The 23,069-nt window shown below is 47.2% G+C and carries 26 protein-coding genes; 3 read left to right on the top strand and 23 right to left on the bottom strand.

The window, feature by feature from the left end:
• Nucleotides 1–259: hypothetical protein (locus H7T88_RS10235; protein ID WP_221788328.1), on the top strand; the 259-nt coding region annotated here is incomplete at its 5' end.
• A gap of 253 nt (nucleotides 260–512) precedes the next feature.
• Here H7T88_RS10235 and H7T88_RS10230 read toward each other — a convergent pair.
• Nucleotides 513–1,391: a nucleotidyltransferase-like protein gene (locus tag H7T88_RS10230; protein WP_167375848.1), complete on the bottom strand. Its 879-nt coding sequence runs from the start codon at nucleotides 1,389–1,391 to the stop codon at nucleotides 513–515.
• 131 nt (nucleotides 1,392–1,522) lie between these two features.
• On the opposite strand from H7T88_RS10230, the gene H7T88_RS10225 reads away from it, so the two are divergent.
• Nucleotides 1,523–1,900, top strand: coding sequence for a DUF2614 family zinc ribbon-containing protein (locus tag H7T88_RS10225; protein ID WP_221788327.1), 378 nt, complete (start codon nucleotides 1,523–1,525; stop codon nucleotides 1,898–1,900).
• A gap of 249 nt (nucleotides 1,901–2,149) precedes the next feature.
• On the opposite strand, the gene H7T88_RS10220 is transcribed toward H7T88_RS10225, so the two are convergent.
• The 17 genes from H7T88_RS10220 to uptA form a co-directional block, all read right to left on the bottom strand.
• On the bottom strand, nucleotides 2,150–3,880 hold the full coding sequence (locus H7T88_RS10220) for a glycosyl hydrolase family 18 protein (RefSeq protein ID WP_221788326.1): 1,731 nt from the start codon (nucleotides 3,878–3,880) through the stop codon (nucleotides 2,150–2,152).
• Nucleotides 3,881–4,028: 148 nt separating this feature from the next.
• Complete coding sequence (gene perR, locus H7T88_RS10215) at nucleotides 4,029–4,454, bottom strand: peroxide-responsive transcriptional repressor PerR (protein ID WP_090924521.1); 426 nt, start codon at nucleotides 4,452–4,454, stop codon at nucleotides 4,029–4,031.
• Nucleotides 4,455–4,611: 157 nt separating this feature from the next.
• Nucleotides 4,612–6,033: a DUF4097 family beta strand repeat-containing protein gene (locus tag H7T88_RS10210; RefSeq protein WP_221788325.1), complete on the bottom strand. Its 1,422-nt coding sequence runs from the start codon at nucleotides 6,031–6,033 to the stop codon at nucleotides 4,612–4,614.
• A 31-nt stretch (nucleotides 6,034–6,064) separates the two neighbouring features.
• Entirely contained in the window at nucleotides 6,065–6,604 is a 540-nt protein-coding gene (locus H7T88_RS10205) for a hypothetical protein (protein ID WP_221788324.1), read from the bottom strand.
• A gap of 213 nt (nucleotides 6,605–6,817) precedes the next feature.
• The gene (locus H7T88_RS10200; RefSeq protein ID WP_090924508.1) at nucleotides 6,818–7,528 is read right to left on the bottom strand and encodes an MgtC/SapB family protein; all 711 of its coding nucleotides are present in this window, start codon (nucleotides 7,526–7,528) and stop codon (nucleotides 6,818–6,820) included.
• 33 nt (nucleotides 7,529–7,561) lie between these two features.
• A complete protein-coding gene (locus tag H7T88_RS10195; protein ID WP_221788323.1) occupies nucleotides 7,562–8,029 on the bottom strand; it encodes a GNAT family N-acetyltransferase in 468 nt (155 codons plus the stop codon).
• Nucleotides 8,030–8,164: 135 nt separating this feature from the next.
• Entirely contained in the window at nucleotides 8,165–9,604 is a 1,440-nt protein-coding gene (gatB, locus tag H7T88_RS10190; protein ID WP_154891712.1) for an Asp-tRNA(Asn)/Glu-tRNA(Gln) amidotransferase subunit GatB, read from the bottom strand.
• A 26-nt stretch (nucleotides 9,605–9,630) separates the two neighbouring features.
• The gene (gene gatA, locus H7T88_RS10185; protein ID WP_154985137.1) at nucleotides 9,631–11,088 is read right to left on the bottom strand and encodes an Asp-tRNA(Asn)/Glu-tRNA(Gln) amidotransferase subunit GatA; all 1,458 of its coding nucleotides are present in this window, start codon (nucleotides 11,086–11,088) and stop codon (nucleotides 9,631–9,633) included.
• 27 nt (nucleotides 11,089–11,115) lie between these two features.
• Complete coding sequence (gene gatC / locus H7T88_RS10180; RefSeq protein WP_090924504.1) at nucleotides 11,116–11,403, bottom strand: Asp-tRNA(Asn)/Glu-tRNA(Gln) amidotransferase subunit GatC; 288 nt, start codon at nucleotides 11,401–11,403, stop codon at nucleotides 11,116–11,118.
• Between the two features lie 173 nt (nucleotides 11,404–11,576).
• On the bottom strand, nucleotides 11,577–11,960 hold the full coding sequence (locus H7T88_RS10175; protein ID WP_090924503.1) for an ATPase: 384 nt from the start codon (nucleotides 11,958–11,960) through the stop codon (nucleotides 11,577–11,579).
• 160 nt (nucleotides 11,961–12,120) lie between these two features.
• Nucleotides 12,121–12,345 carry a sigmaY antisigma factor component gene (locus H7T88_RS10170; protein ID WP_221788322.1) on the bottom strand — a complete coding sequence of 75 codons (225 nt, stop codon included), beginning with the start codon at nucleotides 12,343–12,345 and terminating at the stop codon, nucleotides 12,121–12,123.
• Entirely contained in the window at nucleotides 12,338–12,676 is a 339-nt protein-coding gene (locus H7T88_RS10165) for a YxlC family protein (RefSeq protein ID WP_221788319.1), read from the bottom strand. The genes H7T88_RS10170 and H7T88_RS10165 overlap by 8 nt, the downstream gene beginning before the upstream one ends.
• Before the next feature lies 1 nt (nucleotide 12,677).
• Entirely contained in the window at nucleotides 12,678–13,208 is a 531-nt protein-coding gene (gene sigY, locus H7T88_RS10160) for an RNA polymerase sigma factor SigY (RefSeq protein ID WP_312027603.1), read from the bottom strand.
• Between the two features lie 142 nt (nucleotides 13,209–13,350).
• Nucleotides 13,351–13,716, bottom strand: a complete 366-nt coding sequence (locus H7T88_RS10155) for a hypothetical protein (RefSeq protein ID WP_221788318.1) — start codon at nucleotides 13,714–13,716, stop codon at nucleotides 13,351–13,353.
• Nucleotides 13,717–13,975: 259 nt separating this feature from the next.
• On the bottom strand, nucleotides 13,976–14,608 hold the full coding sequence (locus H7T88_RS10150; protein ID WP_221788316.1) for an MBL fold metallo-hydrolase: 633 nt from the start codon (nucleotides 14,606–14,608) through the stop codon (nucleotides 13,976–13,978).
• Nucleotides 14,609–14,613: 5 nt separating this feature from the next.
• The gene (locus H7T88_RS10145) at nucleotides 14,614–15,183 is read right to left on the bottom strand and encodes a thioredoxin family protein (RefSeq protein ID WP_090924498.1); all 570 of its coding nucleotides are present in this window, start codon (nucleotides 15,181–15,183) and stop codon (nucleotides 14,614–14,616) included.
• On the bottom strand, nucleotides 15,183–15,800 hold the full coding sequence (gene uptA / locus H7T88_RS10140) for an undecaprenyl phosphate transporter UptA (RefSeq protein WP_090924497.1): 618 nt from the start codon (nucleotides 15,798–15,800) through the stop codon (nucleotides 15,183–15,185). Before uptA ends, H7T88_RS10145 begins: the two co-directional genes overlap by 1 nt.
• A gap of 159 nt (nucleotides 15,801–15,959) precedes the next feature.
• Between uptA and H7T88_RS10135 the strand changes: the two genes are divergently transcribed.
• Nucleotides 15,960–16,307, top strand: a complete 348-nt coding sequence (locus H7T88_RS10135) for a dehydrogenase (RefSeq protein ID WP_221788315.1) — start codon at nucleotides 15,960–15,962, stop codon at nucleotides 16,305–16,307.
• Between the two features lie 205 nt (nucleotides 16,308–16,512).
• Here the strand turns inward: H7T88_RS10135 and H7T88_RS10130 are convergent, their stop codons facing one another.
• The 5 genes from H7T88_RS10130 to yyaC form a co-directional block, all read right to left on the bottom strand.
• Nucleotides 16,513–18,639, bottom strand: a complete 2,127-nt coding sequence (locus H7T88_RS10130; protein WP_221788314.1) for an O-antigen ligase family protein — start codon at nucleotides 18,637–18,639, stop codon at nucleotides 16,513–16,515.
• A 542-nt stretch (nucleotides 18,640–19,181) separates the two neighbouring features.
• On the bottom strand, nucleotides 19,182–20,423 hold the full coding sequence (locus H7T88_RS10125; RefSeq protein ID WP_221788313.1) for a class I SAM-dependent methyltransferase: 1,242 nt from the start codon (nucleotides 20,421–20,423) through the stop codon (nucleotides 19,182–19,184).
• 122 nt (nucleotides 20,424–20,545) lie between these two features.
• Nucleotides 20,546–21,271, bottom strand: coding sequence for a DUF6483 family protein (locus H7T88_RS10120; RefSeq protein ID WP_221788312.1), 726 nt, complete (start codon nucleotides 21,269–21,271; stop codon nucleotides 20,546–20,548).
• 204 nt (nucleotides 21,272–21,475) lie between these two features.
• Nucleotides 21,476–22,267, bottom strand: coding sequence for an alpha/beta fold hydrolase (locus H7T88_RS10115; protein WP_090924492.1), 792 nt, complete (start codon nucleotides 22,265–22,267; stop codon nucleotides 21,476–21,478).
• Nucleotides 22,268–22,345: 78 nt separating this feature from the next.
• Nucleotides 22,346–22,987, bottom strand: coding sequence for a spore protease YyaC (yyaC, locus tag H7T88_RS10110; protein ID WP_260510817.1), 642 nt, complete (start codon nucleotides 22,985–22,987; stop codon nucleotides 22,346–22,348).
• Between the last annotated feature and the right edge of the window lie 82 nt (nucleotides 22,988–23,069).

Below are 23,069 nucleotides of genomic sequence, written 5' to 3'. Positions count from 1 at the left end.
AAAGATGAATTTCGTCAGCGTCGTTAAACGCTCTGAAACTCATCGGGGTATTGAAAAGAGCGATAAGCTCATTTTGAATCTGACGAGATTAAAAATCTCATTTGTGTTCCAGTTTTCATACAGCCAGATGGCATGTACCAAAAACTTTCACATCATTCTGCAAGCAGAATGTTTACTCACTCGTTGTTCAGTTTTCAAAGATCAAACACGATTGTTTTACTTACTTCCTCGTCCTCACCAAGTTTCGGCGGCGACTTGAATAATGTAACACATTTCGTTTGTTTTCGTCAAGAACTTTTTTTGAATTTCTTTTCTAACACTTTATGTTCTTCACTTTTCCTCAACTGAATTTGTCATTTTATGATGATTCACTCATTTGGGGAACGAAATATAATGTACCATAATCTCCAGATCAGAGTCAACACCTAAACATATAAATTATTAAACAAACAAAAAAGGAAGGTTCCCCCTCCTTTATAAACCATTTCACATTATCTCATTGATAGAATCAATCAACTCTCGATCCAATAGCGAATTTCCCGGCCTTCCCCTTCTAGTGAGGGCCATCCAGCTGATTCTTTAACTATAGAACGAAACACAAGTTTTCGAAGTACCAACGGCAGGTCCTTGCGAACAAATCTTAATTGAGGATGATGAACCAGTTCATTAATACTCCATGGCTCTTTTCGGCTTCTAATCACACGGAGCAGAAGTTCAGAGCATTCTCCCATTTTCGACATGACAGAAAACTCACAAGCGAGCAATACAAGCTCCACGCGCTGTTCCAAAGTCTCAGAACTTACAGTCAGTTCCTGATACAGCTTCCATAATGCACGATCTAATTGCTGCACATGAGTCCAGACGGCATGATCAGGGTAGATCCCCTGTTCAATAAGCACAATCCTTGCCCAACTTCCCAGTGCCTCCAATGCATTGTAATAGGCATCCACAACATGCCCCTGCTGGATATGACGCTTCGCCTCAACGTACATCCTTAGAAAACTGGTGAACTCGTGAAACAGTTTTTGCTCACGCAACTCGTTCCCGAACGAAGATAACTCTTCTCTCAAATCGCTAATCTGGTTGCCCGTTTCCCAGATAATCTCCCCATCAATCAGGCATTGCATGAGATTATCATGTTCTCCCGTAACCGCAGTAATCTGTAAATCAGACTGGCTGACATAGATCAACTGATAACGAAGATCTCCGTATCTGTAATGTTCGACCGTTGACATCGATTGATCTGTGTTATGCACGATCAGTACCATCAAGTCAAAATCCTGGATCAGAGAGCCGTGGAATCGCTCTCCCGGGTGGGAATAAGCGATAGCCCCAACTGCCCCTGTCTCTTCCGACTGCTCGGACAAAAAAGCAAGGTTCTTTAATTCCACGATTCCCTCCATACAATTTATACAATTCATGGCAGTTTAGCGCCAAGTCAGTTATAATGTAATTCGACATGATATACAAAGTTTCCTTCTTTTTCAGGTCCGATACTACTCATACGATAGGAGCATTTTTTATGATTTTTAAATCAGCAAAAATTAATGCTTTTCGCACTTGGGGATTACTGTTAACCATGCTAGGAATGGGCCTAATGATACTCGGCACAGCCGGAATTGTATTCTGGGGACATGCCGGAAAGGTCATCGCAGCGGTCGGTCTTGTAATCGGGCTTGTTGCCATGCTGGGCAGTTTGATCATTTATTTCTGGGCAGGCATGCTCTCAACCAGTGCTGTGCAGGTCGATTGTCCAGAATGCGGCAAGTTAACGAAGATGCTGGGTAAAACAGATCGTTGCATGTTCTGTCATACGATTCTAACGATGGACCCGAACAAAGCCAATACGATGAGTCCACCTGTGGAACCAGCTACTCCACCAGCCGCGCCTTACAAGTAACTCACAGGCGCCAAAATCCCATTAATGCATTTTGTCCATAAACCTTCACCGTACACTCTTAAACTCTGTACTCAACCTACAAGGTGGGTAAACGGTATCCAGCGCGGTTTGTAGTGCATAGAGTTGCAGGTGTATCTGTTGTTAACACGTTCTGAAACAGTAGTCGTCCCAACAAAAAGACCCGGTATCTTTACCGGGTCTTTTTGGATATGGAAAATGATGAGAATAATAAGTTCGATTTATTCTAATTTATTTAGAATAACCAGCCTCTTTGAGTGTTTCCCATGCCGATGTATTAGCAAAGCTTCTATTCCATGCAGCTACTCCGCCCAGTTTCAACGAAGAAATAAGATCTACCCTTGCTTGTAAGGATACTGCATCTTCGATCCAGATTTTTTTGACAGCGCCATCTTCCTTATACTCTACATAGTTTTGTCCGCTTGCTTGATCCAGAACAGGCTTGAGTTTCTTCTCTTTAATTAACTCCTGCACGGAATTCATACCTACCGCTTTGGAGGAAACTTTGATCTCTCCCTGCTCATTCGCTTTTTCAGTCCAAATCCGTGTATATAAAGGAACGGCCATAATCAGCTTGTCTGAAGGCACTTCATCTTCTTCCAGTATGCGGCGCATCGAGGACTCGGTCCATGGCAGTGAGGCAACAGAACCTGCTTTTGGACTGGCTGCCCAGTGCTCGTCATACGCCATCACGACAATATAATCGGCAAAAGCTCCTAATCCACGACGATCCAAAAACGCAGACCACATTTCACTATTTGATTTTGGCGTAACATCCACCGATAACATCAGGCCGTGAATACGAGCCATCGCCTTCATTTCACGTACAAACTGGGTAACATTCGTTCCATCTTTGGTATATACATTTTCAAAGTCGATATTAATACCATCCAGCCGGAACGTTTTAGCATAGTCCAGCATTTGTTCAATGATGTGTGTACGTTTGGCGTAGGTAGACAGTGCCTCCTTCGTGATGTCTGGATCGAAACTGTTATCCATCAATCCCCATACTTCCATCCCTGAACGCTTCGCCCAGTTCACATAGGCTTGGTCTCCTTTGCTTTTCACTGAGCCATTGCCATCCGTAATATGGAACCATGTCGGGCTCACTACGTTTACCCCAGGCATCTTGCCAATAGAGCTTACGTCAGGCTGACGATTGTAGACAGCCTCCCATACCAGATTCACCGGTTTGTTTTTCCACTTTTTCTCCGCCGCAGTAGGTGTAAACTTCGGTATGTCCAGCGTCTTTTTCTCACCTAGAACAAGATGATCATTATCTACATAACCGGCATAACCGTTATCCATCTGCACAAAGCTCTGATCTGTTCCAGTCTGCCACACCCGCACTCTTACATTCTGCTTCATATCCGTGAGAATGGGGGACGACTCTTCTCCGCTCTTATACAGAGGAACGGTCTGATCTTCTTTGGATGACAACGTATCAATCGTTGCATATTGGATCATATCTCCACCGCGCATCAAAATAACGGCTCCTGTTGTCGGATCTTCCTGAACGGTCAGCCCGTACACCTCCTTTAACGGTTGAAGGGGAATATACGCCTCATTAGACTTTACCTCCGGCTTTACTTTCAGCGGATAATTTTGATGATTCAGTTCAGCCTGGGTACTGCCCTCTTTCATATGCAACACTCTCTGCGGAGAAGCGATAATGATATCCCCCGAGTCAGGTTCGTATCGTATTCCCGGATCTATTGTTTCTTGCAACACTTTCACGGGCAGTTTAAGCTGACCACCTGTGCCGGAAGCATCCTCATCCATAAGCTGTCCATCTACAAAAATAGGCTGATTTCTCCCGAGCCAATCCGGGTCCTCATAGACCTTATTCAACCATACGCTGGTAATAAGCCAATAGGCACCACCTGCCACCAAACATGCACCAAGTAACCCTGGCCAAAATGAACGTCGTTTATGACGTGTATATTTGCTTTTTCTACCCAAACGACTACCTCCGTTAATTCCATAGATGATGGTAAACATCCCAAAAATCATGGATATATTCACATGGATGTTTTTCTCAGAACTCTGTATAAATAAAAAACGTGAAGAATCCATACTGAATTCCACACGTTAATATTGTAAATCATCTCTATTGATGCCTGCAACTTTTGCACACACCATATACTTCCAATCGGTGACCATGTACCTCAAATCCCGTGCTTGACTCAGCCTGAAGCTCCACACTCTTTAACGATGGATAACTGAAGTCTTCAATCTTGCCACACTGGTCACATATCACATGATAATGATCCGTTACATTGGCATCAAAACGGCTTGAATTATCTCCGTAAGTCAGTTCCCGAACCATACCGGCTTCCAGAAACATTTTCAAATTGTTATATACGGTCGCCACGCTCATACTAGGGAATTGGGGTTCAAGTGCCTTGTAAATCTCATCGGCTGTCGGATGCCCCATCGATTCCATCAAATAGTTTAATATGGCATGACGCTGGGGTGTAATACGGACACCGGTCGTTTTGAGCTGCTCCAACGCATGTTGGACACGTGTTGCCATAAAGCCCACCGCCTTACCTTTCATTCTCTGTTTGAAAAAATGAATCTTCGCTGTCATACAGAGTATAATTTCCCGGCTGTACACAACGACAAACGCTCTTTGACGTCATGTAACCTTGCCAGTGTACATTTATTGTACGGCGATTGCAAGTTTATTGTCAACGCGGCGATGCAGGAACTTTGGTCGTATCCTCTTGGGAATTCTGACCTTCACCTGTCGTCTGCTGTCCTTCCCCATTTGTTTCCACAGACTCTTGCAATATGGATTCCGGTGTAGAAACTGCCGGATTACGTTCTACCGTCAGATCACTATTTCCTTCAATTTTGATTCTGTATTCTCCCTCACCCAGTTGTCCTTCAATCGTTTTGTTTTTGACGTTGAACGGCATATCCGTCTTCAAATCACCGTAACTGCTGGAGCCCGACAGACTATAATCACCACGTTCAGGGATCACAACGTTAATGGCTCCCACTGCACTATATACATCCCAATCTCCACCGACTTTAGCGGAAACAATGTTAATACTGCCATTCAGAGACTGAGCTTTCACGCCCAGATTAGCACCATCCAGTGTAATATTGCCATTCCGGGTTTCAGCTGAAAACTCGCCAAAAGAGTCTGTAATGCTGACATTTCCCACTTGCGTGGTTAAATCTACATCTCCCGAAACACCACGTGCTTTCATATCGCCACGGTTGCTATCCATGTCCACGTTGCCTATAGCGTTCGCTACGATTACGTCCCCGTTGAGCGTTTTCCCCGAGATATCGCCAACCGCATTCGTAATCCGAATTCGTCCATTGCCTGTCTCGGCAAGAATGGTCTTGATGGCTTCAGGACGGTTTAACAAAATGGCACCATTCGATGTGCGGATATCCAGATTGAAACGGCGGTCGTCTGGAATGGTGATCGTCATATTCATGCGTGGTTGCGTTTTTTCATTTTCACCATACGCCTTACCTGTCGCTTTAATATGAATGACCTTATCCCCTTCCGCTTCTACAAAAGAAGCCGCGGCTACTGCCTTGGCCTGGACTTCAGATGCTTGGTCGACCCAGACAACGGTATTCACTTTAATCTCATCCGTATCTCCCCGCTGGATTGTTATATCTCCGTTCACACCTTCGACCACGATATCCGAAGTATCCATACGGACAGGAACTCCGATCGTGACCTTATCTTCCTTATAACCTGCAGCCTGACTGTAGTCCATTGAGGCAGCTCCCAGATTAAGACTGACGCGGTTCCACAGATGCATGTAGTGATCTTGTTCTGTCACAATAAATACAGAAGCGGTTAGAATCAAAGAGGCCAGAATGCCTTTGGCATCCGGTCTAAAACGTGCTTTTGGGCGCTCATCGGGCGTGGACAAACGATCTAAATCTCGTTTACTTCTCATGCGTGTCCACAGGAACAATACAATCCATTCCACACCCAGAGCCACAAGCAAAAATGGCCACCAATCCACGAATTCGTAGAGGTAGTCTGTGCCCCACTGTTTATCCATTATGAACAGTACACCAACAGTAGCTATTAGAGCAGCAGCCGTAAAACGTCCTACCCTGATTTTGCGGTTCATTCTTTTCCCTCCTTCCGTCCACATCCGTACCCTATGATTTCTTCTTACGTAACATAACCCAAAATTCCCGGCCGAATAGTAATAAGCCACCTACGATCAACAGAATAGCAAAAGAATATCCGCCATACATGGCAATCAGATCTTGAAACCAGCGTGGTTTACGGAAGAATAGCACCATCAGTGAACCTCCCACAATTAACAGAAGGCCAAACGAAATGCCACGTTCCCACACCATCATTCGATCCCGCTCAGATCGTTCGCCAACTAGCCGCTTGTCCATATTGCCTTGCGTTACAGCCCGTCGCCTGCGCAGCATAACCCAATCAGCTGATTGCAATACGTCATATACGTTGTAGAAATAAATCACCGGAATACAAAGAGCCAGCAAGATCAGTAGAGGTACATTGATCTGTATGCCGATGGACGAGAAGTATAACAGAGCGGACAAATCAAGCAAAACAAGCAAAATAAAAGTCAATCCGCGCATGTACAGACGTAAATAAATATGTCCCAAGCCCGGAACAATGGCACTTAAAAGCCCCGCAATAAACTTATGTGTTTTATTCCGCACCTTCTTGGGTTTCCTAGTCTTTCCTCTTCTTGCGCGATCTGTATGGCCCTTCCCTTTCTTCATAACATGCTCCTTTCTCCAAAAAATGACCGTTACCTCTCATCATGCATTTGGTTAGATAGTACCCTAAAGCGCCTGAAGAGTAACTGGAATAAAAATGGATATTAAGAAAAACCCTCTGCGATGCCAGCGCTCAGAGGGTTAAGAATTCCTTTATTCAATCGACACTTTGGTCATGTGTTCCCACTGTCTTAACTTGGAGACAATCTGTATTGTCTTAAAGTCATGCGGCACTTGCACATGCAGTACAATTTCTATTTTCCGCTCAACGGATACAACTTCTGCAAAAGCCAAATCTGGTTCATTCACGGTAATCTTACGAACTCTGATCTTTTCCTGTTCCATAAAAGACGAGACCTTCTCTAATGTCCCTGGTTCGGACAAGGTATGAAGGGTAATGACATGCAGCTTATTGCCGCGCAAATACCTCAGCTCTAATTTGTTAAAAACCCAAAGATTTAAGAGTACCAGTACGGTGGATACGATGGAGGCAAAAAAGAAGCCAGCCCCTGAGGCAAGACCTATCGCGGCAACCACCCATATCGACGCTGCGGTTGTGAGTCCCGTTATGGACTTACCTGTGAAAAGAATTGTACCTGCTCCTAAGAAACCGACACCGGTGATTACTGCTGTAGCCAGACGCGCAGGATCAATCCGCACGTTTAATTCATGTGCAAAATCTTTAAAACCATAAATAGACAGCATCATAATCAGCGCCGATCCAAGACAAACCAAAATATGAGTTCGTAGTCCAGCAGCATGATTGGAACGTTCACGTTCCAGACCGACGAGTCCACCAAGCAGCATTGCCAGCAATAAACGAAGCAAAATATGCCATTCATCAATAAACCAAGGATTGCTCAACGTTCTAGTTCCTCCTCTAAGTTGTTCACATGCTTAAAGCTTATTCTTATGAAATGTCGTTAATTCCACTCCAGGTGCGATCTCTGCAGCATCGACAGGCTTAAATCCAAACTTCATATATAGATTCACCGCTGCTGTATTCAGCGTTCCTGTGCATACGATATAACGTGGCAGATCGGGATGTTGTTCGAAGACATGCTTCATTAATGAAGCGGCAATCCCTTTGCGAAAGTGGCTGGGATGTACCATCATACGTGTGATGGTTAGTGTGTCCCGTTCTTCCTCCATCACAGCCACTGCGCCAAGCAACTCTCCATCCTGCTTATCAACACATCCGTAAAATGTTTCCCCGCAGTTCTGTAATGTTTCCACCGTATCAAGCAAAGGTGGAATGTCTTGAAATCCGATAATCTTTGCTTCCAATCGGTAAGCCATATGTTGCAACCTCCACAATTGGACCAACATATCTTCATCACGTAGTGACAATGTTTGAATACTCATGGTTAAGCACAACTCCTCCGTATCAGACTTCATAAACCGTTAAAACCTAAATAACACGGTGCGTCAGAATTTTTTATACCAAAAAAGAGGCTGTCACAGGGACGAGCCTCTTTCTGTCCGACCTCACTGGAAGGATTAGCGGTTCAATACATCTGCGAGCAGTTGATTAGCAAGGGCCGGATTCGCCTTGCCTTTACTTTCTTTCATAACCTGACCTACGAGGAAACCGATGGCTTTTTGTTTGCCAGCCTTGTAATCCTCGACAGATTGCGGATTGTTCGCAACGACCTGCTCTACAATGGCGAGGATCGCTCCTTCATCACTGATTTGCACGAGTCCTTTTTCTTCAACGATCTGTTGTGGAAGCTTGCCACTCTCCAGCATTTCCTTAAATACCGTTTTAGCGATTTTGCTGTTGATGGTGCCTTTCTCCAGCAATCCGATCATCTCACCGAGTCCTTGCCCCGTTAGCGGAACTTGCGTTACCTCAAGGTTATTGGTGTTAAGATAACCAAGCAGGTCACCCATAATCCAGTTGGAAACGGATTTGGCATCCTGGGTATATTTCAGACTGTCTTCAAACAGGTCTGCAATCGCTTTGGAAGAGGTGATAACCTCGGCATCATAACTAGGCAGACTGTAATCCGCAGTGTACCGGGCTTTACGCTGATCCGGCAGTTCAGGAATGGAAGCTCTGATGCGTTCCTTCCATTCGGCATCAATATGCAGTTTTACCAGATCCGGGTCTGGGAAGTAACGATAGTCATGCGCTTGCTCTTTGCCACGCATCGACAAGGTTTTGCCCTGAGCTTCATCCCAGCGGCGTGTCTCTTGAACAACTTCTCCGCCGTCATCGAGAATCTCGGCTTGACGATATTGTTCATATTCCAGACCGCGCTGTACACCACGGAAGGAGTTCATATTTTTGAGCTCCGCCCGAGTGCCCAGTTTCTCCTGACCATGTGGACGCAAGCTGATGTTGGCATCACAACGAAGTGACCCCTCTTCCATCTTCACATCAGAAACATCACAGTACTGCATGATCGCACGAAGTTTTTCCAAATACGCACGCGCTTCTTCGGGAGAAGAAATCTCGGGTTCGGATACAATCTCGACCAGAGGAGTTCCGACACGGTTAAAGTCCACAAGTGAGGCATAACCACCATCTACGTGTGTGAGCTTTCCTGCATCCTCTTCCAGATGCAGACGCGTGATACCGATCCGTTTCGTTTCTCCGTTGACTTCGATATCAATCCAGCCATTCTCACCAATCGGCTGATCAAATTGTGAAATCTGATACGCTTTAGGTGAATCCGGGTAGAAGTAGTTTTTACGGTCAAACTTGCTGACATCGGCGATTGTGCAGTTGAGAGCCATTGCGGCTTTCATCGCATAGTCAACGGCCTGACGGTTCAGCACAGGCAATACGCCCGGGTGTCCGAGACAGACCGGACAGGTGTGTGTATTAGGCGGAGCTCCAAAAGCAGTAGAGCAGCCACAGAAAATTTTGGAGTTGGTATGCAACTCCACGTGGACTTCGAGTCCAACGACCGTTTCATATTTAGATGCGGACATTTCTAATTACCTCCGTTCCGGGCAGTCTACAGCTGCGGACGCTGCTTGTGGAATGCTGTATTTTGTTCATACGCATGCGCTACGCGCAGTACGGTTGTTTCATCAAAAGCTTTACCGATAATCTGCAAACCAACAGGCAGTCCGTCTGCGAATCCGCAAGGAATGCTGACCGCTGGAACACCCGCCAGACTGACTGGAATCGTCAGAATGTCGTTCAGGTACATCGTAAGCGGATTGTCTACCTGAGACCCCATCTTAAATGCCGTTGTAGGTGCAGTAGGTCCGATAATCACGTCATACTTGGCAAAAACATCATCGAAGTCCTGTTTGATCAATGTACGTACTTTCTGAGCTTTCAAATAATACGCATCATAGTAACCGGAGCTAAGTGCATAGGTTCCGAGCATAATACGCCGTTTTACTTCCGGACCAAAGCCCTGACTTCTAGACTGGTGGTACAGATCCAGCAAATTCTCCGGATTGTCCGCACGCACACCGTAACGTACACCGTCAAAACGAGCCAAGTTGGAAGAAGCTTCAGAAGAAGCAAGCAGGTAATAGGTAGCTACTGCATATTCGGTATGCGGCAGAGACACTTCTTCCCATGTCGCTCCAAGGCCTTCCAGCACATTCAGTGCGGCAAGAACTTTCTCTTTTACTTGCGGGTCAACGCCTTCACCGATGTACTCCTTCGGTACGGCAATACGCAATCCCTTGACATCACCTGTCAGTCCGCTCAAATAATCCGGGATATCCACCTTGGCAGATGTCGAATCTTTGGCATCATAACCGGCAATGGCTTGCAATACATAAGCAGAATCTTCTACATTTTTGGTCAAAGGACCGATTTGGTCGAGGGATGACGCAAAGGCCACCAAGCCAAAACGGGAAACCAGTCCATAAGTAGGCTTTAAACCGACAATTCCGCAATAGGAAGCAGGCTGACGAATAGAACCGCCCGTGTCTGATCCAAGTGTGAAGTACGCTTCTCCCGCAGCAACCGCTGCAGCAGAACCACCTGAGGAACCACCCGGAACACGATCAAGTGCCCATGGATTATGCACAGGTGAGAAGCTGGAGTTCTCGTTGGAACCACCCATGGCAAATTCGTCCATATTCAGTTTGCCCAAGGTTACGGTATCCGCTGCTTTGAGCTTCTCGACAACCGTTGCATCATACACCGGGTCGAAATTGCGAAGGAACTGACTTCCGCAAGTCGTACGCAGTCCGTTCGTCACGATATTATCTTTGATACCCACGGGCAAGCCAAACAGCAAACCTTTCTCTTCACCACTGACAAGTCGGTCATCCAGTTGACGAGCGCGTGCGCGTGCGTTCTCCTCGTCCAGTGTCAAATAAGCCTTCACTTTGTCGTCATGCGCGCCGATATTCTGATACGCCTGATCGACCAGATCACTGACCGATAGTTCTTTGGCGTGCAGTTTGTTATGTAACTCAGGCAACGATTGTTCAAATAAACTCACAGTGCTTGTCCTCCTTCCAATTATCCGTTATTCCATCACAGCAGGCACTTTAAACTGCCCATCTTCTTCATCTGGTGCGTTGTGCATCACCTGTTCTATGGACAGGCTTTCCTTGGTTTCATCCTCACGCATCACGTTGCTGACATGCAAAACGTGAGTTGTTGGCTCAATATTGTCCGTGTCCAGCTCGTTCAGCTTCTCTGCATATTTTAAGATCGCGTTCAGTTGACCTGTCAGCGTCTGTTCTTCTTCAGCAGTTAGATTGAGCCGAGCCAACTTGGCCACATGCTGAACGTCATTGTTCGAAATACTCATTACCGGATGCCTCCTTCAATCGTTCTTTGCCTGAGACAAACCTGCAAACGAAGCGTTCGTTTAACGGGCTAAAGTCCCAAGATAACTTTTCTCATTATAGGTGAGTTAGTTCGACAATTCAATGCAAATGCAAAAAAGGAGCCGGCATTAGCCGACTCCTGAAATACTAGTCCTTAAATCCATGCACGCAGATTAACCTGCTTTATAAAATCCGCCTGAGACATTACATCAATCGCGGTTTCTTCTTCCTCTTCCACAGCTTGAGGCTCCCCGTTCATCAGTTGATGAAACAGCTTCTCATTATGTGTCGCAAGGGCGTAATCTATCAACGCTTCTCGCTCGACCCGCTCAGCTTCCTGCTTCAGCAGAACCTCTTCCAGATCGATGTCGCCGGATGGAACAAAAAAGTTCCGATTAACCAACGGCACTCGAAGCACGTAATCGAACGCATTGTCCGGATTCCGGTCATAAGCGATGATGTATCCATATTCCCCCACAGGAAGATTCTGCTCAAACGCATCCGCGACGATGACAACTTTCTCTCCTAATCGTAGCATCGCCTAACCTCCTGGTAGTCTATCATTCATATTTATTTGTATAGTCTACTAGAAAAGAATAACGATGTCTAGGAATACTAGATTTAAACAACATATTTGTGCAAAATCTTTTGGAGTTTTCCTCATGACAACCCGATCGTTCCCATATCATCTGTTATGTTCACTTCTTGCTGTGTCGTTTCATGTCTGTACGAATGACAACTAACCAGTAAATTAACAGTGGACCTGGAACACTAGTAATGCCCCACAATCCCCATAACCAAGGAAAACGACCTCGTTTACGTGCGTCCAGAAAAATCCAAGTTCCTTGAAACAACAACAGAAACGCAAGGAATACAAGCAAAACCGGAGGAATCTCTTCTAACGAATAATGCAATCTATTCATGATGCATCGTCTCCTTCCGGTGCCGGACCAACCATAATGCAGCTGCTATAACTGCAATGACTGTGCCCAGAACTTGTATACCCAAATACACGGCAGGAGAAGAAACAAACAAAAACGTCGCCAGTGTAATTACCATCAACGCGACAAGCCAGAAACAGATGATCTCAACCAGATTGGCTCTGCGCTTGATACGTCTTTGTTCCCTTACACGGGATTCGAGTGTTGCCAAGGATGGAATATCAGCAGGTTCACAGACATCATCCAGTGCTTTCATAGACTGTTGTAATCGCTGCACGATTTCCTGGTCCTGTGACTCATTCGATCTGCTCATGTTATTCCAACTCCTTTCTTAATTGACGGAGACCATAAGCTGTCCGAGACTTTGCCGTTCCGGCAGGTATGCCCAGCATATCGCCGATCTCATCGTAACTATAACCATAATAATGTTTCAGCAGCACAGTAACACGATGCTCAGGGGTTAGCCTCGTCATCGCGTCCATCACATCTGTCCATTCCTCGTTTCGACTTTCGAGTTGCCAGCGAAAACGACGGATAGCCTGATGGCGAATCAGGTCAAGCCAGCTCTGCTCCCTCTTTTTTCGCCTGATTCTGTCAATGTAGATACGGGTTCCGATGGTGATCATCCATGATGAAAACGCTGATGTACCATCATAACGCCGAATATTTTCCATACAGCGAATCATGGTGTCTTGCACAATCTCTTCAGCCAGATTAGGATCCATCGTAACTTTCACAAGATATTTATAAACAAACGAGTAATGTCGCTGTAGTAGTGATGCAAGTGCACTGTCATCGCCCTCTGCCGCTCTGCGCACTTCCTCCAATTCAGCCGTTCTCATCATGATGATCACCCGCTTTCTGTTCAATCTAAAGGTAATACGATAGACTCCGTTCAAACGTTCAACGCTAAATGAAATGTTTTTTTGGGAAGGACTTTATCGTTTCGATTTTGGAGTAATATGAATACGACAATTTCCCGGGCAATCAGACTCCATTTCGGTAATCTTGCAGTTTGTCGAACCATCGCTGATCACGGGCTCCGTTCTGCAACACACGACTGGTCCATATATTTTGCTGAAAGTTGAGGTCTGGTTTAGTGCGATCTAATTTAGAATCCCCCTGCTCAGAGCTGCCTTGCTTTGCTTTTCTTAAAATGGAATGATCTGAGTCAGTATAAGGATGACCTACACTCCAATGGGAATGTTTATTTCTATGAATTGGACTCAAACTGCTATTAGGTATGTATGCTTTCTGATGAACTGCTTCCTTAATAACGGAATTCATGACGGAATGTAATTCAAGTCGTCGATCATCAAGACATGTGTATTCTGGCTGTTGCGGCTGAAACATGTTTATTTTCTCCACATCGTTCTCCCTCACTCTCGCTTATGAATATTTATTCCTTATATTCTTCTAAATCCAGCTAAAAAAAGCTGAAAACAAAAAAAGAACGCAAACCGGGTATAGACCACAGTCTGCGTGCTTCGCAAGTTAGGGTATTTCTATTCAATGCTTTAGTTAAGTGATGCCTTAACGCTTGTAATAACTAATTGCTATTCTAATGAAAAAGCTAACACTTGTCTAGACTTAATTCATATATTCTGTCGAATTATCTGGCAGGAACGTAAGGATTATTCTGTTTCTCATATCCTATCGTTGTTTTGGGGCCATGTCCCGGATATACCTTAACCTCATCCGGGAAACGATACAACTTATTCTGAATGGAGTCCACCAGATCGCGTTCACGTCCACCTGTGAGGTCCGTTCTGCCTACGCCCATGCGGAACAACACATCTCCAGCAAACAGATCATTTTCGCAAAGGAGACTGACACTCCCTGGAGAATGTCCTGGCGTATGGTATACCTGAAACGTGTGACCAATCAATTGCAACTTCTGACCTTCATCCAAGGCAAACTCTGCCGGATTCGCCGTGATCGGTGGTGTGACTTGCGGCCAATTCAACGACCCGTTCAACTTGGCCGTAGTCAGCCAGTCACTTTCCAGATCATGCAAGTAGACGGGACAGCTCTTCAGCTTACGAATCTCCTCCACACCGCCGATATGATCGAAATGAGCATGGGTCAGAAGAATCGCTTCAATCTCCAGATCCTGAATAGCCTTGAGTAGCGGTCCAGGATTCATGCCTGGGTCAACTATAACAGCTTTACCCGGGTCCTCGCCCTGTAACAGGTAGGCATTGGTTTGCAACGGCCCGAGCGTAAATGTACGAATGTTAAGCATATGAATTAAAAACCCGAAATCAGTTCACGCAGCTCACGAATGACCACTGCATGGGACTCCGTTCCTTCCCCATAACGTTTCAAAATCTCTTTGCGTGCTTCGGCCATGTTGTCTTGGTAGTCTGCAGCTTCACGATCAGGATTCAGTCGTTTGAACTCGACCATAACCTCTTGTACGTGTTGTGGGCGCGGCCCCCATTGACCAAGCACATGTCCGCCTGTATCTGCTACGATCACAATCGGCACAGAACGGCCACCCATCGTCAGGAATTCATCCATCACATCCGGATGATTTTCCATAATCAGAACTTCAGTCGGAATGCCTGAAATCTCCAGCGCCTGAAATACGACCGGAATATTACGCACAACGTCACCGCACCAATCGGCTGCCAGAATCAGTACACGAAGGTCGTCACGATAGTTCAGACTTTCGAAAAACTCACGATCCTCTTCGCTTGCCCAGACAAAGCTGTCATAGTTCGTCTGAAACTCACTTTGGTTTTTGGTCATACTTGCGATAAATTCCTTCGGTGGCAAACCTTTACCGAATTTGTGAGACAAGTTAGGTTTGGACATTACTTCACACTTCCTCTCTTTTTACGTACATTCATCCATTTGATAACAACATAAATAATCATAAGAGCAAGGGCGACAAGCAGAATCGGCGTAATAAACGGGGCCGCTTTCTCATCTACATGCTTCCACTGATCTCCGAGAATCATCCCTAAATATATAAACAATGCAGTCCAAGGTATAACAGCGAGTGTGGTCAGCAGAATGAATTTGCCTGTGTGCATTTTCGTGATGCCAGCCGGAATCGAAATCGCATGTCTTACGACCGGAACAAATCGCGCAGTGAAAATAACACCTGTGCCGTATTTGCGGAACCACTCTTCAGAATGATCGATGTGTTTTTTCTGGATCAATATGTATTTACCGTAGCGCTCAAGTACAGGTCTGCCGCCATAACGACCGATCCAGTAAATAAACAGCTGAGCCAGCACTCCGCCCACTGTACCAAAAATCATCGCACCGAAGAAGTTAATGTTATGCTGAGAAACGAGAAAACCACCATATGCCAGCACAATTTCACTTGGGATAACCTCCAGCATTAACCCGAGCATGATGCCAAAGTATCCGAGACTTTGAATCCAGTCGAATAATTGGCTGACAATGCTATGAATAACGTCCATCTCAACCCTCTTTCTTTTTCCTGAATGGTGGTGCCCTGTCGCACCATGGATGTTCGTCCTTATTTTATCACAGCCCCCTGAACGTGGCTACTTGCGAGAACGGGACAGTGTCCCGCAGGCACTACTCCGCATATGGTATGGGGAGAGGAGTGTGGGAACGTGTCATTTAAATCTGCGCCCGGGTCTCCCCCGGTCAAGCATAAGCAATCCGGCCAAAATTTACCCTCCGCCCGAGGCATTCGTCGTGCCTGCAGCAAGGAACTATACCGGACATCCAAACGGTTGAAATTGTATATCTCTCCAGAACGTATGAAACAGGCCGAGGAAAAATACTACGCCAAAGTTATTGCGAATCTGCTCTGGATCGGAGAAAACCGCAATGATCGTAAAAAACTGTGCGAATGGTGGAATAACGAAGTCAGCGCAGATATTGCTGCGCTCTGGGACGTTGAGGTTGAACCGCTGAAAGAAGCTTTCAAACATGCCTTTGGTGGTTACCGTCTGTAGAAAAGTTTGAACAGGCCGGCGAAAGCATTCTCGTCCGCCTGTTCAAGACCTGCCGAGAAAAAGCAATATGCCCGGGCTTTCCATTTACAATGAAACTGCAAAGTTCAAGAAAGAAAAGCCAGTGTGGATCTCCGCATCTACAGATTCGTCATTAAATGAATTAACGATTGCAACGGGTTGAAACGAGTACGAAGATTCAAGCTTGTTATGGTTCACCGCCCCAAGCAATTCTGTGCAAATTCTCTGCTGTCAACGAAGATGAAGGATGCAATTGAAAACGACGATCGTTACGCATTCGTTCTGTATTTACCTGTGATGCCAACTCTTTGTAACGTTCATATATTTCTATTCCTAGCGCCGCAGTCTTTTGGGCTTGTCGGACTTTTCCTTCTGAAAACTCACGCATCGTCGCCTGTTCCATCCAATAGAGCACCGTTCTCTGGGTTATAGCATCATAACGATTAAGGGTAATGGCTGAAATAAAATATCCCCCCGCTTGCTTCCCTTCTCCGGATTTGGCTTCTAATCGGCCGAGCTCCACATAGAGATCAGGATTACCAGGTGAATGCGACAAACTATTCAATAAGATGAATTCGGCCTCCGCTTGAGGCAGCGTACGCGCAAGGGAAATCGCCAAATCAGGCCGACTTGGATTCAAACGATGTGCTGATCGAAGATACTGGGCACTCTCTGTTGTTCCCACTGGCTCAGTCAGTGCGTGACGATATTGCATATCTGCCCATGCGTAACGTGCTGTGATCCAGACGGTACTTCCCAGCCAGCATGTAAGCATAAATACGACTACATATCGTTTGACGTGACCTGATATGACGTAAGAAAACGAAGTACGAGTCCAGGTACGGATGTAGCTACAAACGTAGGCATAGATGTGGGTCTCAACCCTGTCATTCGTAAGACAGTGTTGATGCGATGAGACTGGCCCCGCTTCTATTCTCAGCGCAACCGCCCATGCCGCGAGCCAGATGAAGAGCATCCAGCTGAGTGCATAACTCCAGTCGAAGTCCAAGATTCCATGCAGGACGAAGACAAGCACGGGCGGCAGTAGCCGCGGTGCGAAGCGGCGGATACTGCGCAGGGTGAAGAATATCCACCCTGCAATCAGCGCGATGCCGAGCAGGCCCGTATCCAGGGCTAGATCGAGCAGCCCGCTGTGTACCTCGCCGCCGACATACGGCGAGGACTGGATGGCGCGGAACATGTTGCGCCATGTATCCCCTCCGTGGCCGAGCCATGCGGCCTCGGTCCATAACCGCAGGGCATCCCGCCACAGCTGCAGGCGGGATGCCCCTGTGCCGACACCCGCCGCGAAACGTTCGGCGGTGGAGGCTGCGGCCATCAGTGCGGCGGCGATGCACGCCAGCACGGTGGCCGCGAGAGCAGTGGCGCGCCCAGCTGGGCCGCCGCTGTGCCAGAGACGGCACAGCAGCAGCGTGCCGAGCAGCGCAGCTGCCCATGCCCCGGCCAGTGCCAGCAGGCCGGGCACGGGTGCAGGCGCCAGCTGGGCAGCAGCCAGCTGGCGGTAGAGCCAGGCCGCGCAGGCCAGGGGCGCGGCCAAGGCCAGCAGCAGCGGCAGGCGGGCACCGCGCTGCTGCAAGAAGGCGGCGGCCGCGGCACAGCCGGTCGCTAGCCAGGCGCCGCGCGACTCGCTCAGCAGGAGCGCGGCTTGCGCGGGCATGAGCGGCAGCACCGCCGCGAAGAGCCGGCGTGCCGGGACGGCTCGCCCGGCCAGCACCCCCGCGGCGGCCGTCAGCCGCTCCAATGCGTACATGCCAACAACGGCACCGTACGCATTGGGGTACTGCAGCAATCCGCCGAGCCGGGCACCGGCGGAGCTGATCTCGGGGTCAGCTGTCCGCATGACCCCGTAGGGCAGCGGCAGCACACCGCACACGGCTAAAATGCCGCTTAGCACAAGCACGCCGCCTGCCAGCTGCCAGCCAAAGGCTAGCCAGCGCACACCACCCTTACTCGCTGCCAGCAACACAGCGAGCAGGGCAAACATCGCGAGCAAGCTCCAACGCAACAGCTCATGGATACTGCCCTGCGTACTTACCGAGCCTGCCCAAGCATGCAGGGCATAACACACCATGATTGCCAAAGGAAACCCTACATGCACTAAATCTACGACTCCGAGCCGAGTGGATTCCGACCGAACGGAGGCGATGCCATCAATTCCCCTTATCAGTACGCCTCGTTTATACACCACAAGAGAGAATAGCACGACAACACCAGTCATCAGAATAACGGGGTACAGGTCGGCCGGATGGTACAATCCTCTTCGCAAACATCCTGCCAGCAATATAGCTGCCATGCTTAAACCTAAGACTACAATCCACCATCTGGATTCACGATTACGCTTCTCACTACCCTTACTCCCCATTTCAATCTCACAACTGGACGCTGATATCCCATGCCCAGAGATCAAGAAACGACGTGGACTGGCTATATGGTTATATGTATTGTACCGATCTCTGAAATAGTCCCCGTTTTTCGGAGGATTACTTGTGCCCACATTCATACTCACTCCCACGAATTCTGATCCGTCAGAGGTTCGCTCTCTGTCTCTCACCCCCATCTCCTACTTCCTTCATTTATTTGAAAATAAAAAAAGGCAGAAGAATCCCCCTTCGGGTCCTTCAGCCTTGGTTTACATCCTTAACCATTATGAACTTGTTCACGCATCATGCCGACAGCAATGGCATCCTATATCTTGCACATCAAGTAAAGCGACCCTGGTACCAGTATGTCCCCTTCTTCAGGTATACAGACCAGTCGTGCACGAAACATCCCTACTTTGGTTCTTCTTATGTTCTCTTTTGAACCCTTTCTCATCCATTATCTGCATGCCCAACATTAGTGAAGATTACACTTCGCAGACCGCTCTAAGTTTTCCCTGTCCACTTTCCCACCAGTTATGCTTCCTTCAACCGGTAGCAGATCCGCACAAGCACGTTCCAGATATGGATCGGCATGAATGAAATCACGGAATGCAGTGTACTCATCCCACATGTCCTTCACTTGACCCGCCTGACCGCGAACGGCGCGAATCAGAATATTTTTCGGTGTATTCTCCAGATCAATGAATTCGAGCAACTGTGTTTTATATCCCATAATATCCAGCAGTTTGGCGCGAATCGCATCTGTTGCCAGTGCGGAGAAACGCTCCTTCAGAATGCCATGGGACAGAAGCGGGTTCATCACCGAAGATTCGACCTGATCATATAGCTCATGCTGACAGCAAGGAACCGACAGAATGACAGAAGCTCCCCAGCGCACTGCTTTCTCTATTGCCGCATCGGTAGCCGTATCACAAGCATGAAGAGTAACGACCATATCCACTTCGTTTAATTCATCATAATCCGCAATGTCACCAACGAGGAATTTCAGATCACCGTAATGCAAACGTCTGGCCAGATCATTACAGTGTTCAATAACATCCGCCTTTAGATCCAGACCGATGATGTTAAGCGAACGTCGCTGTTGTACGGACAAATAATGATACAGGGCAAAAGTCAGATACGACTTGCCGCAGCCAAAATCTACAATCGTCAGCGGACGTCCTTCCGGCAGATGAGCAATAACATCCTGCACCATTTCAAGGAAACGGTTGATCTGCCTGAACTTATCGTACTTACGTGCAAGCACACGTCCTTCCTCGTTCATTATCCCAAGTTCAACGAGGAAAGAAACCGGAACGCCCTCTTCAAGTACATATTGCTTTTTGCGATTATGGGACAGATCCACCGCTGTTTTGGATGGGGATTTGGTCAGAATCGATACTTTATATTTTTTGCTGATCAAAATTTGATAATCGGCATCTGCCGTACACAGCAATCCCTGACGGAACGTCTCTTCACACAACAAAGTCATACGCTCCAGCGCTTCAGCCGGGGTCAAATTTTCATGCAGCACTTTATTCGCATAATGAAAAGCAAACTGATAATGAAGCTGATTCTTCAGCGTAACCGGCTTCACCTGCACTTTGGTAAACGAGACATTGTCCCGTCTGCGCAGCTGACTCCAGGTCGCCGTAATCAGCGAGTTCTGTTCAAAAATATCTTGTATAAGCTTTCGCAACGAATCCACGGGGTACATCTCACTTTCGGTTTGGTTTGGTCAACCGTTACCATACCATAATTCCGTTCCCTCTCCAAGTGAAGAGCTACGCTCCATTAGTTCAGTCATCAGATATTCTATAAGTTCAGCGATCCATTCGGTTATTCTTCTGTTACGACCTGCTGACGTTTGGTTTCCAGTGCTGCAATCTGTGCCAGCCCCTCCTCGACCTCAGCCCGCGGCAAACCGCCCTGTTCAAGCTGCTCATCCGTAAGTTCCGTCAACCTCTGATAAAATGCTCGCGCTTCCTCTTCATACTGTACCGGATAATCCGCACCAAGATGCATCAGTCTGTACCAGCCGTTCTCCGCCGCATCATATCGGCCCTGTTGCTCCCGATATAACGCAAGTTGCTTCTCCGTTCGCGCAGGAAGCTCATATCCCTTAATTTGCTCTATAATTCCTTCTATACGGTCAGGCACCTGTAATAACTCGCGATTAGCACCATGATTCTGGGCGTACAGGTAAAAATGTAAAGCTCGCATTAAACGAACAAGCGCCGCATCCTCCGCGTCCATTTTCTCCTCATCATCAATGCCTTCGACTCTGGCCTTCTCGTGATAGATATATGCTTCTTCCTCAATCAGTCTCGCCGCTTGCTGCAGATTGTCCACCTCAATGACGCCGCGAAAACGGAACATCTCGATCACATCCTCTGCAGGCAGAGAGTTCAGCAGATTGAGATTCATGCCAAATTGTCTGCGCATTAACTCATCCAGTTCAGATAAAGCCTCCGTATGTTTACGTTGTTGTCTAAGCGTAAAAGCCTTGCCAATCGCCTCTGTCATTTCCTCCATCATGCGGAGCAGATAATCCTTCCTGAACATCGGTGCGCCCCCTTATATCTTCACTCATTTATCGCATACTTTATATCGCGTATTCATATGATTTATTTTAATTCATGCCGTGAAAAAAAGCGAAAGTCCTGCTCTCCTGCTTCCGAAGCCGGTCAGCAAACACATCAAAGCCCCTGCTTGTCCATATGGACACACAGGGGCTGCATATATAAACTCGATTGAGTGATCTTATGGTTAGTCAGACAATCCCGTCATAAACTGTTGAATTACCTGAATCAATTGTTCCGGCGCTTCATACATACTCATATGTCCTGCACCTGCAATGGTGGCCTGCACAATATGAGGCTTGTCACTCGTAAAAGTACGTTCTGGTGGAATCAGCCCATCCTTCTCCCCTGCTACAAGTAATACTGGAAGCGGTGTGGCAGACAATACATCACGGCGATCTGGACGTTCACGCATAGCGAGTGCCGCGCCAACCGCACCTTGAGGGGCAGTTTGATACCCAATTTCCTTCACACGATTCACATGTGCCGACATCGATTCAATATGCTCTGGAGCGAACAGACCAGGTACCAGCCCGTCCACAAAATTCACAATGCCTTCGGTCTGAATCGTAGATACTGCACGCAAACGTTTCTCCTTCGCTTCGTCGCCGTCCGGATACGCTGTTGAATGGATCAAACCGAACGCGTTGAGTCGCTCCGGATGGTGCTGTGCAATGGAGAGTGCAATATATCCGCCCATGGAATGTCCCAGAATCACTGCTTTTTCCACGTCTAGCTCATCCAGCAATTGTAACACATCGTTGCCCATCTGTTCAATGGTGTAACTGCCTACAGGTGCATCCGTTTTGCCGTGCCCACGCAGATCAGGTACGATACAACGATAGCTGCGGGCCAGCTCCGGTACTACTTCATCCCAATAGGATGAACTACCGCAGTAACCGTGAAGCAGTACAAGCACTTCTCCCTTACCCTGCTCAGCATAACAAATCGTTGTTCCATCACACATCACTTTTTCCATATTAATCCCTCTCTCTGCGCGAATGTAATATTTCAGGTTGTATATTATTAAGCATTCATCTCATAAATGAAACGTTTATCATACATTCCAGGCTTCCGTCACCGCATCTGCAATCGTTTGTGACATGCCCATGACCAAGTACAGCGAAGTCATCTGCAAAATCGAATAGGGTCTTGGTCCGTTGGCATTTACTACTGCAGCTACACTGTATTCTCCAACAGGTGGCAAATGACCCCCAACGGATTGGGCAGGGCGCAAGGATGTTGCCGATACATAGTATGTCCCGGTAGCATCTTTTGGGCCCAAACATGCATCTATTGCTATAACCTTATGGTGTGAAGGAATCTGGGCCAGTCTCTTTTCAAGAGTATCTGCATCACAAGGCATTGCCAGTGTACCGATGACATGAGGTATGCCACGCTCCTCCAGCAAAGCCCCCGTCATCGGTCCAAGAGCATCCCCGGTCGAGCGATCTGTGCCGATACATAGAAACGTAATCTCGTTCAGTTTATGGAGCTCGGAGATCTCCTTGAAAAAAAGGGCCATCTCGTCTCCAGGCACGCCTTTGCGTACACCTCGGCTCTGTTGCCGGACAAGTTCCCGTTTATATAAAGCCAAACTGAATTCCTCCTTGTTACACATGAGAATATTGGACAACCCTAGTGCTACCTTTACTTCCAGTCGTTGTGATCTATTCTCATATTGTAACCGATGCTCCATTCTCCCGCAAAATCATTGGCTTGTCCCCTTCTACTCATGCTACAATAACAGAAGTTCCGTTTGGACAAATGAGCAACCCATC

The organism is Paenibacillus cucumis (ex Kampfer et al. 2016), assembly GCF_019748695.1.
Classification (GTDB): Bacteria; Bacillota; Bacilli; order Paenibacillales; family Paenibacillaceae; genus Paenibacillus; species Paenibacillus polysaccharolyticus.
Note: the sequence above shows the minus strand (reverse complement) of the source record. Positions and strands in the feature narration are given on the sequence as shown.

What these genes read in the sequence shown, in the direction of transcription:
- H7T88_RS10225 (WP_221788327.1), top strand. Translation starts at nt 1,523, where the DNA reads ATGATTTTTAAATCAGCAAAAATTAATGCTTTTCGCACTTGGGGATTA.
- perR (WP_090924521.1), bottom strand. Translation starts at nt 4,454, where the DNA reads ATGGCAACACGTGTCCAACATGCGTTGGAGCAGCTCAAAACGACCGGT.
- H7T88_RS10210 (WP_221788325.1), bottom strand. Translation starts at nt 6,033, where the DNA reads ATGAACCGCAAAATCAGGGTAGGACGTTTTACGGCTGCTGCTCTAATA.
- H7T88_RS10195 (WP_221788323.1), bottom strand. Translation starts at nt 8,029, where the DNA reads ATGAGTATTCAAACATTGTCACTACGTGATGAAGATATGTTGGTCCAA.
- gatB (WP_154891712.1), bottom strand. Translation starts at nt 9,604, where the DNA reads ATGTCCGCATCTAAATATGAAACGGTCGTTGGACTCGAAGTCCACGTG.
- gatC (WP_090924504.1), bottom strand. Translation starts at nt 11,403, where the DNA reads ATGAGTATTTCGAACAATGACGTTCAGCATGTGGCCAAGTTGGCTCGG.
- H7T88_RS10175 (WP_090924503.1), bottom strand. Translation starts at nt 11,960, where the DNA reads ATGCTACGATTAGGAGAGAAAGTTGTCATCGTCGCGGATGCGTTTGAG.
- H7T88_RS10170 (WP_221788322.1), bottom strand. Translation starts at nt 12,345, where the DNA reads ATGAATAGATTGCATTATTCGTTAGAAGAGATTCCTCCGGTTTTGCTT.
- H7T88_RS10165 (WP_221788319.1), bottom strand. Translation starts at nt 12,676, where the DNA reads ATGAGCAGATCGAATGAGTCACAGGACCAGGAAATCGTGCAGCGATTA.
- sigY (WP_312027603.1), bottom strand. Translation starts at nt 13,208, where the DNA reads ATGATGAGAACGGCTGAATTGGAGGAAGTGCGCAGAGCGGCAGAGGGC.
- H7T88_RS10155 (WP_221788318.1), bottom strand. Translation starts at nt 13,716, where the DNA reads ATGTTTCAGCCGCAACAGCCAGAATACACATGTCTTGATGATCGACGA.
- H7T88_RS10150 (WP_221788316.1), bottom strand. Translation starts at nt 14,608, where the DNA reads ATGCTTAACATTCGTACATTTACGCTCGGGCCGTTGCAAACCAATGCC.
- H7T88_RS10145 (WP_090924498.1), bottom strand. Translation starts at nt 15,183, where the DNA reads ATGTCCAAACCTAACTTGTCTCACAAATTCGGTAAAGGTTTGCCACCG.
- uptA (WP_090924497.1), bottom strand. Translation starts at nt 15,800, where the DNA reads ATGGACGTTATTCATAGCATTGTCAGCCAATTATTCGACTGGATTCAA.
- H7T88_RS10130 (WP_221788314.1), bottom strand. Translation starts at nt 18,639, where the DNA reads ATGGCAGCTATATTGCTGGCAGGATGTTTGCGAAGAGGATTGTACCAT.
- H7T88_RS10125 (WP_221788313.1), bottom strand. Translation starts at nt 20,423, where the DNA reads ATGTACCCCGTGGATTCGTTGCGAAAGCTTATACAAGATATTTTTGAA.
- H7T88_RS10120 (WP_221788312.1), bottom strand. Translation starts at nt 21,271, where the DNA reads ATGTTCAGGAAGGATTATCTGCTCCGCATGATGGAGGAAATGACAGAG.
- H7T88_RS10115 (WP_090924492.1), bottom strand. Translation starts at nt 22,267, where the DNA reads ATGGAAAAAGTGATGTGTGATGGAACAACGATTTGTTATGCTGAGCAG.
- yyaC (WP_260510817.1), bottom strand. Translation starts at nt 22,987, where the DNA reads ATGGAGCATCGGTTACAATATGAGAATAGATCACAACGACTGGAAGTA.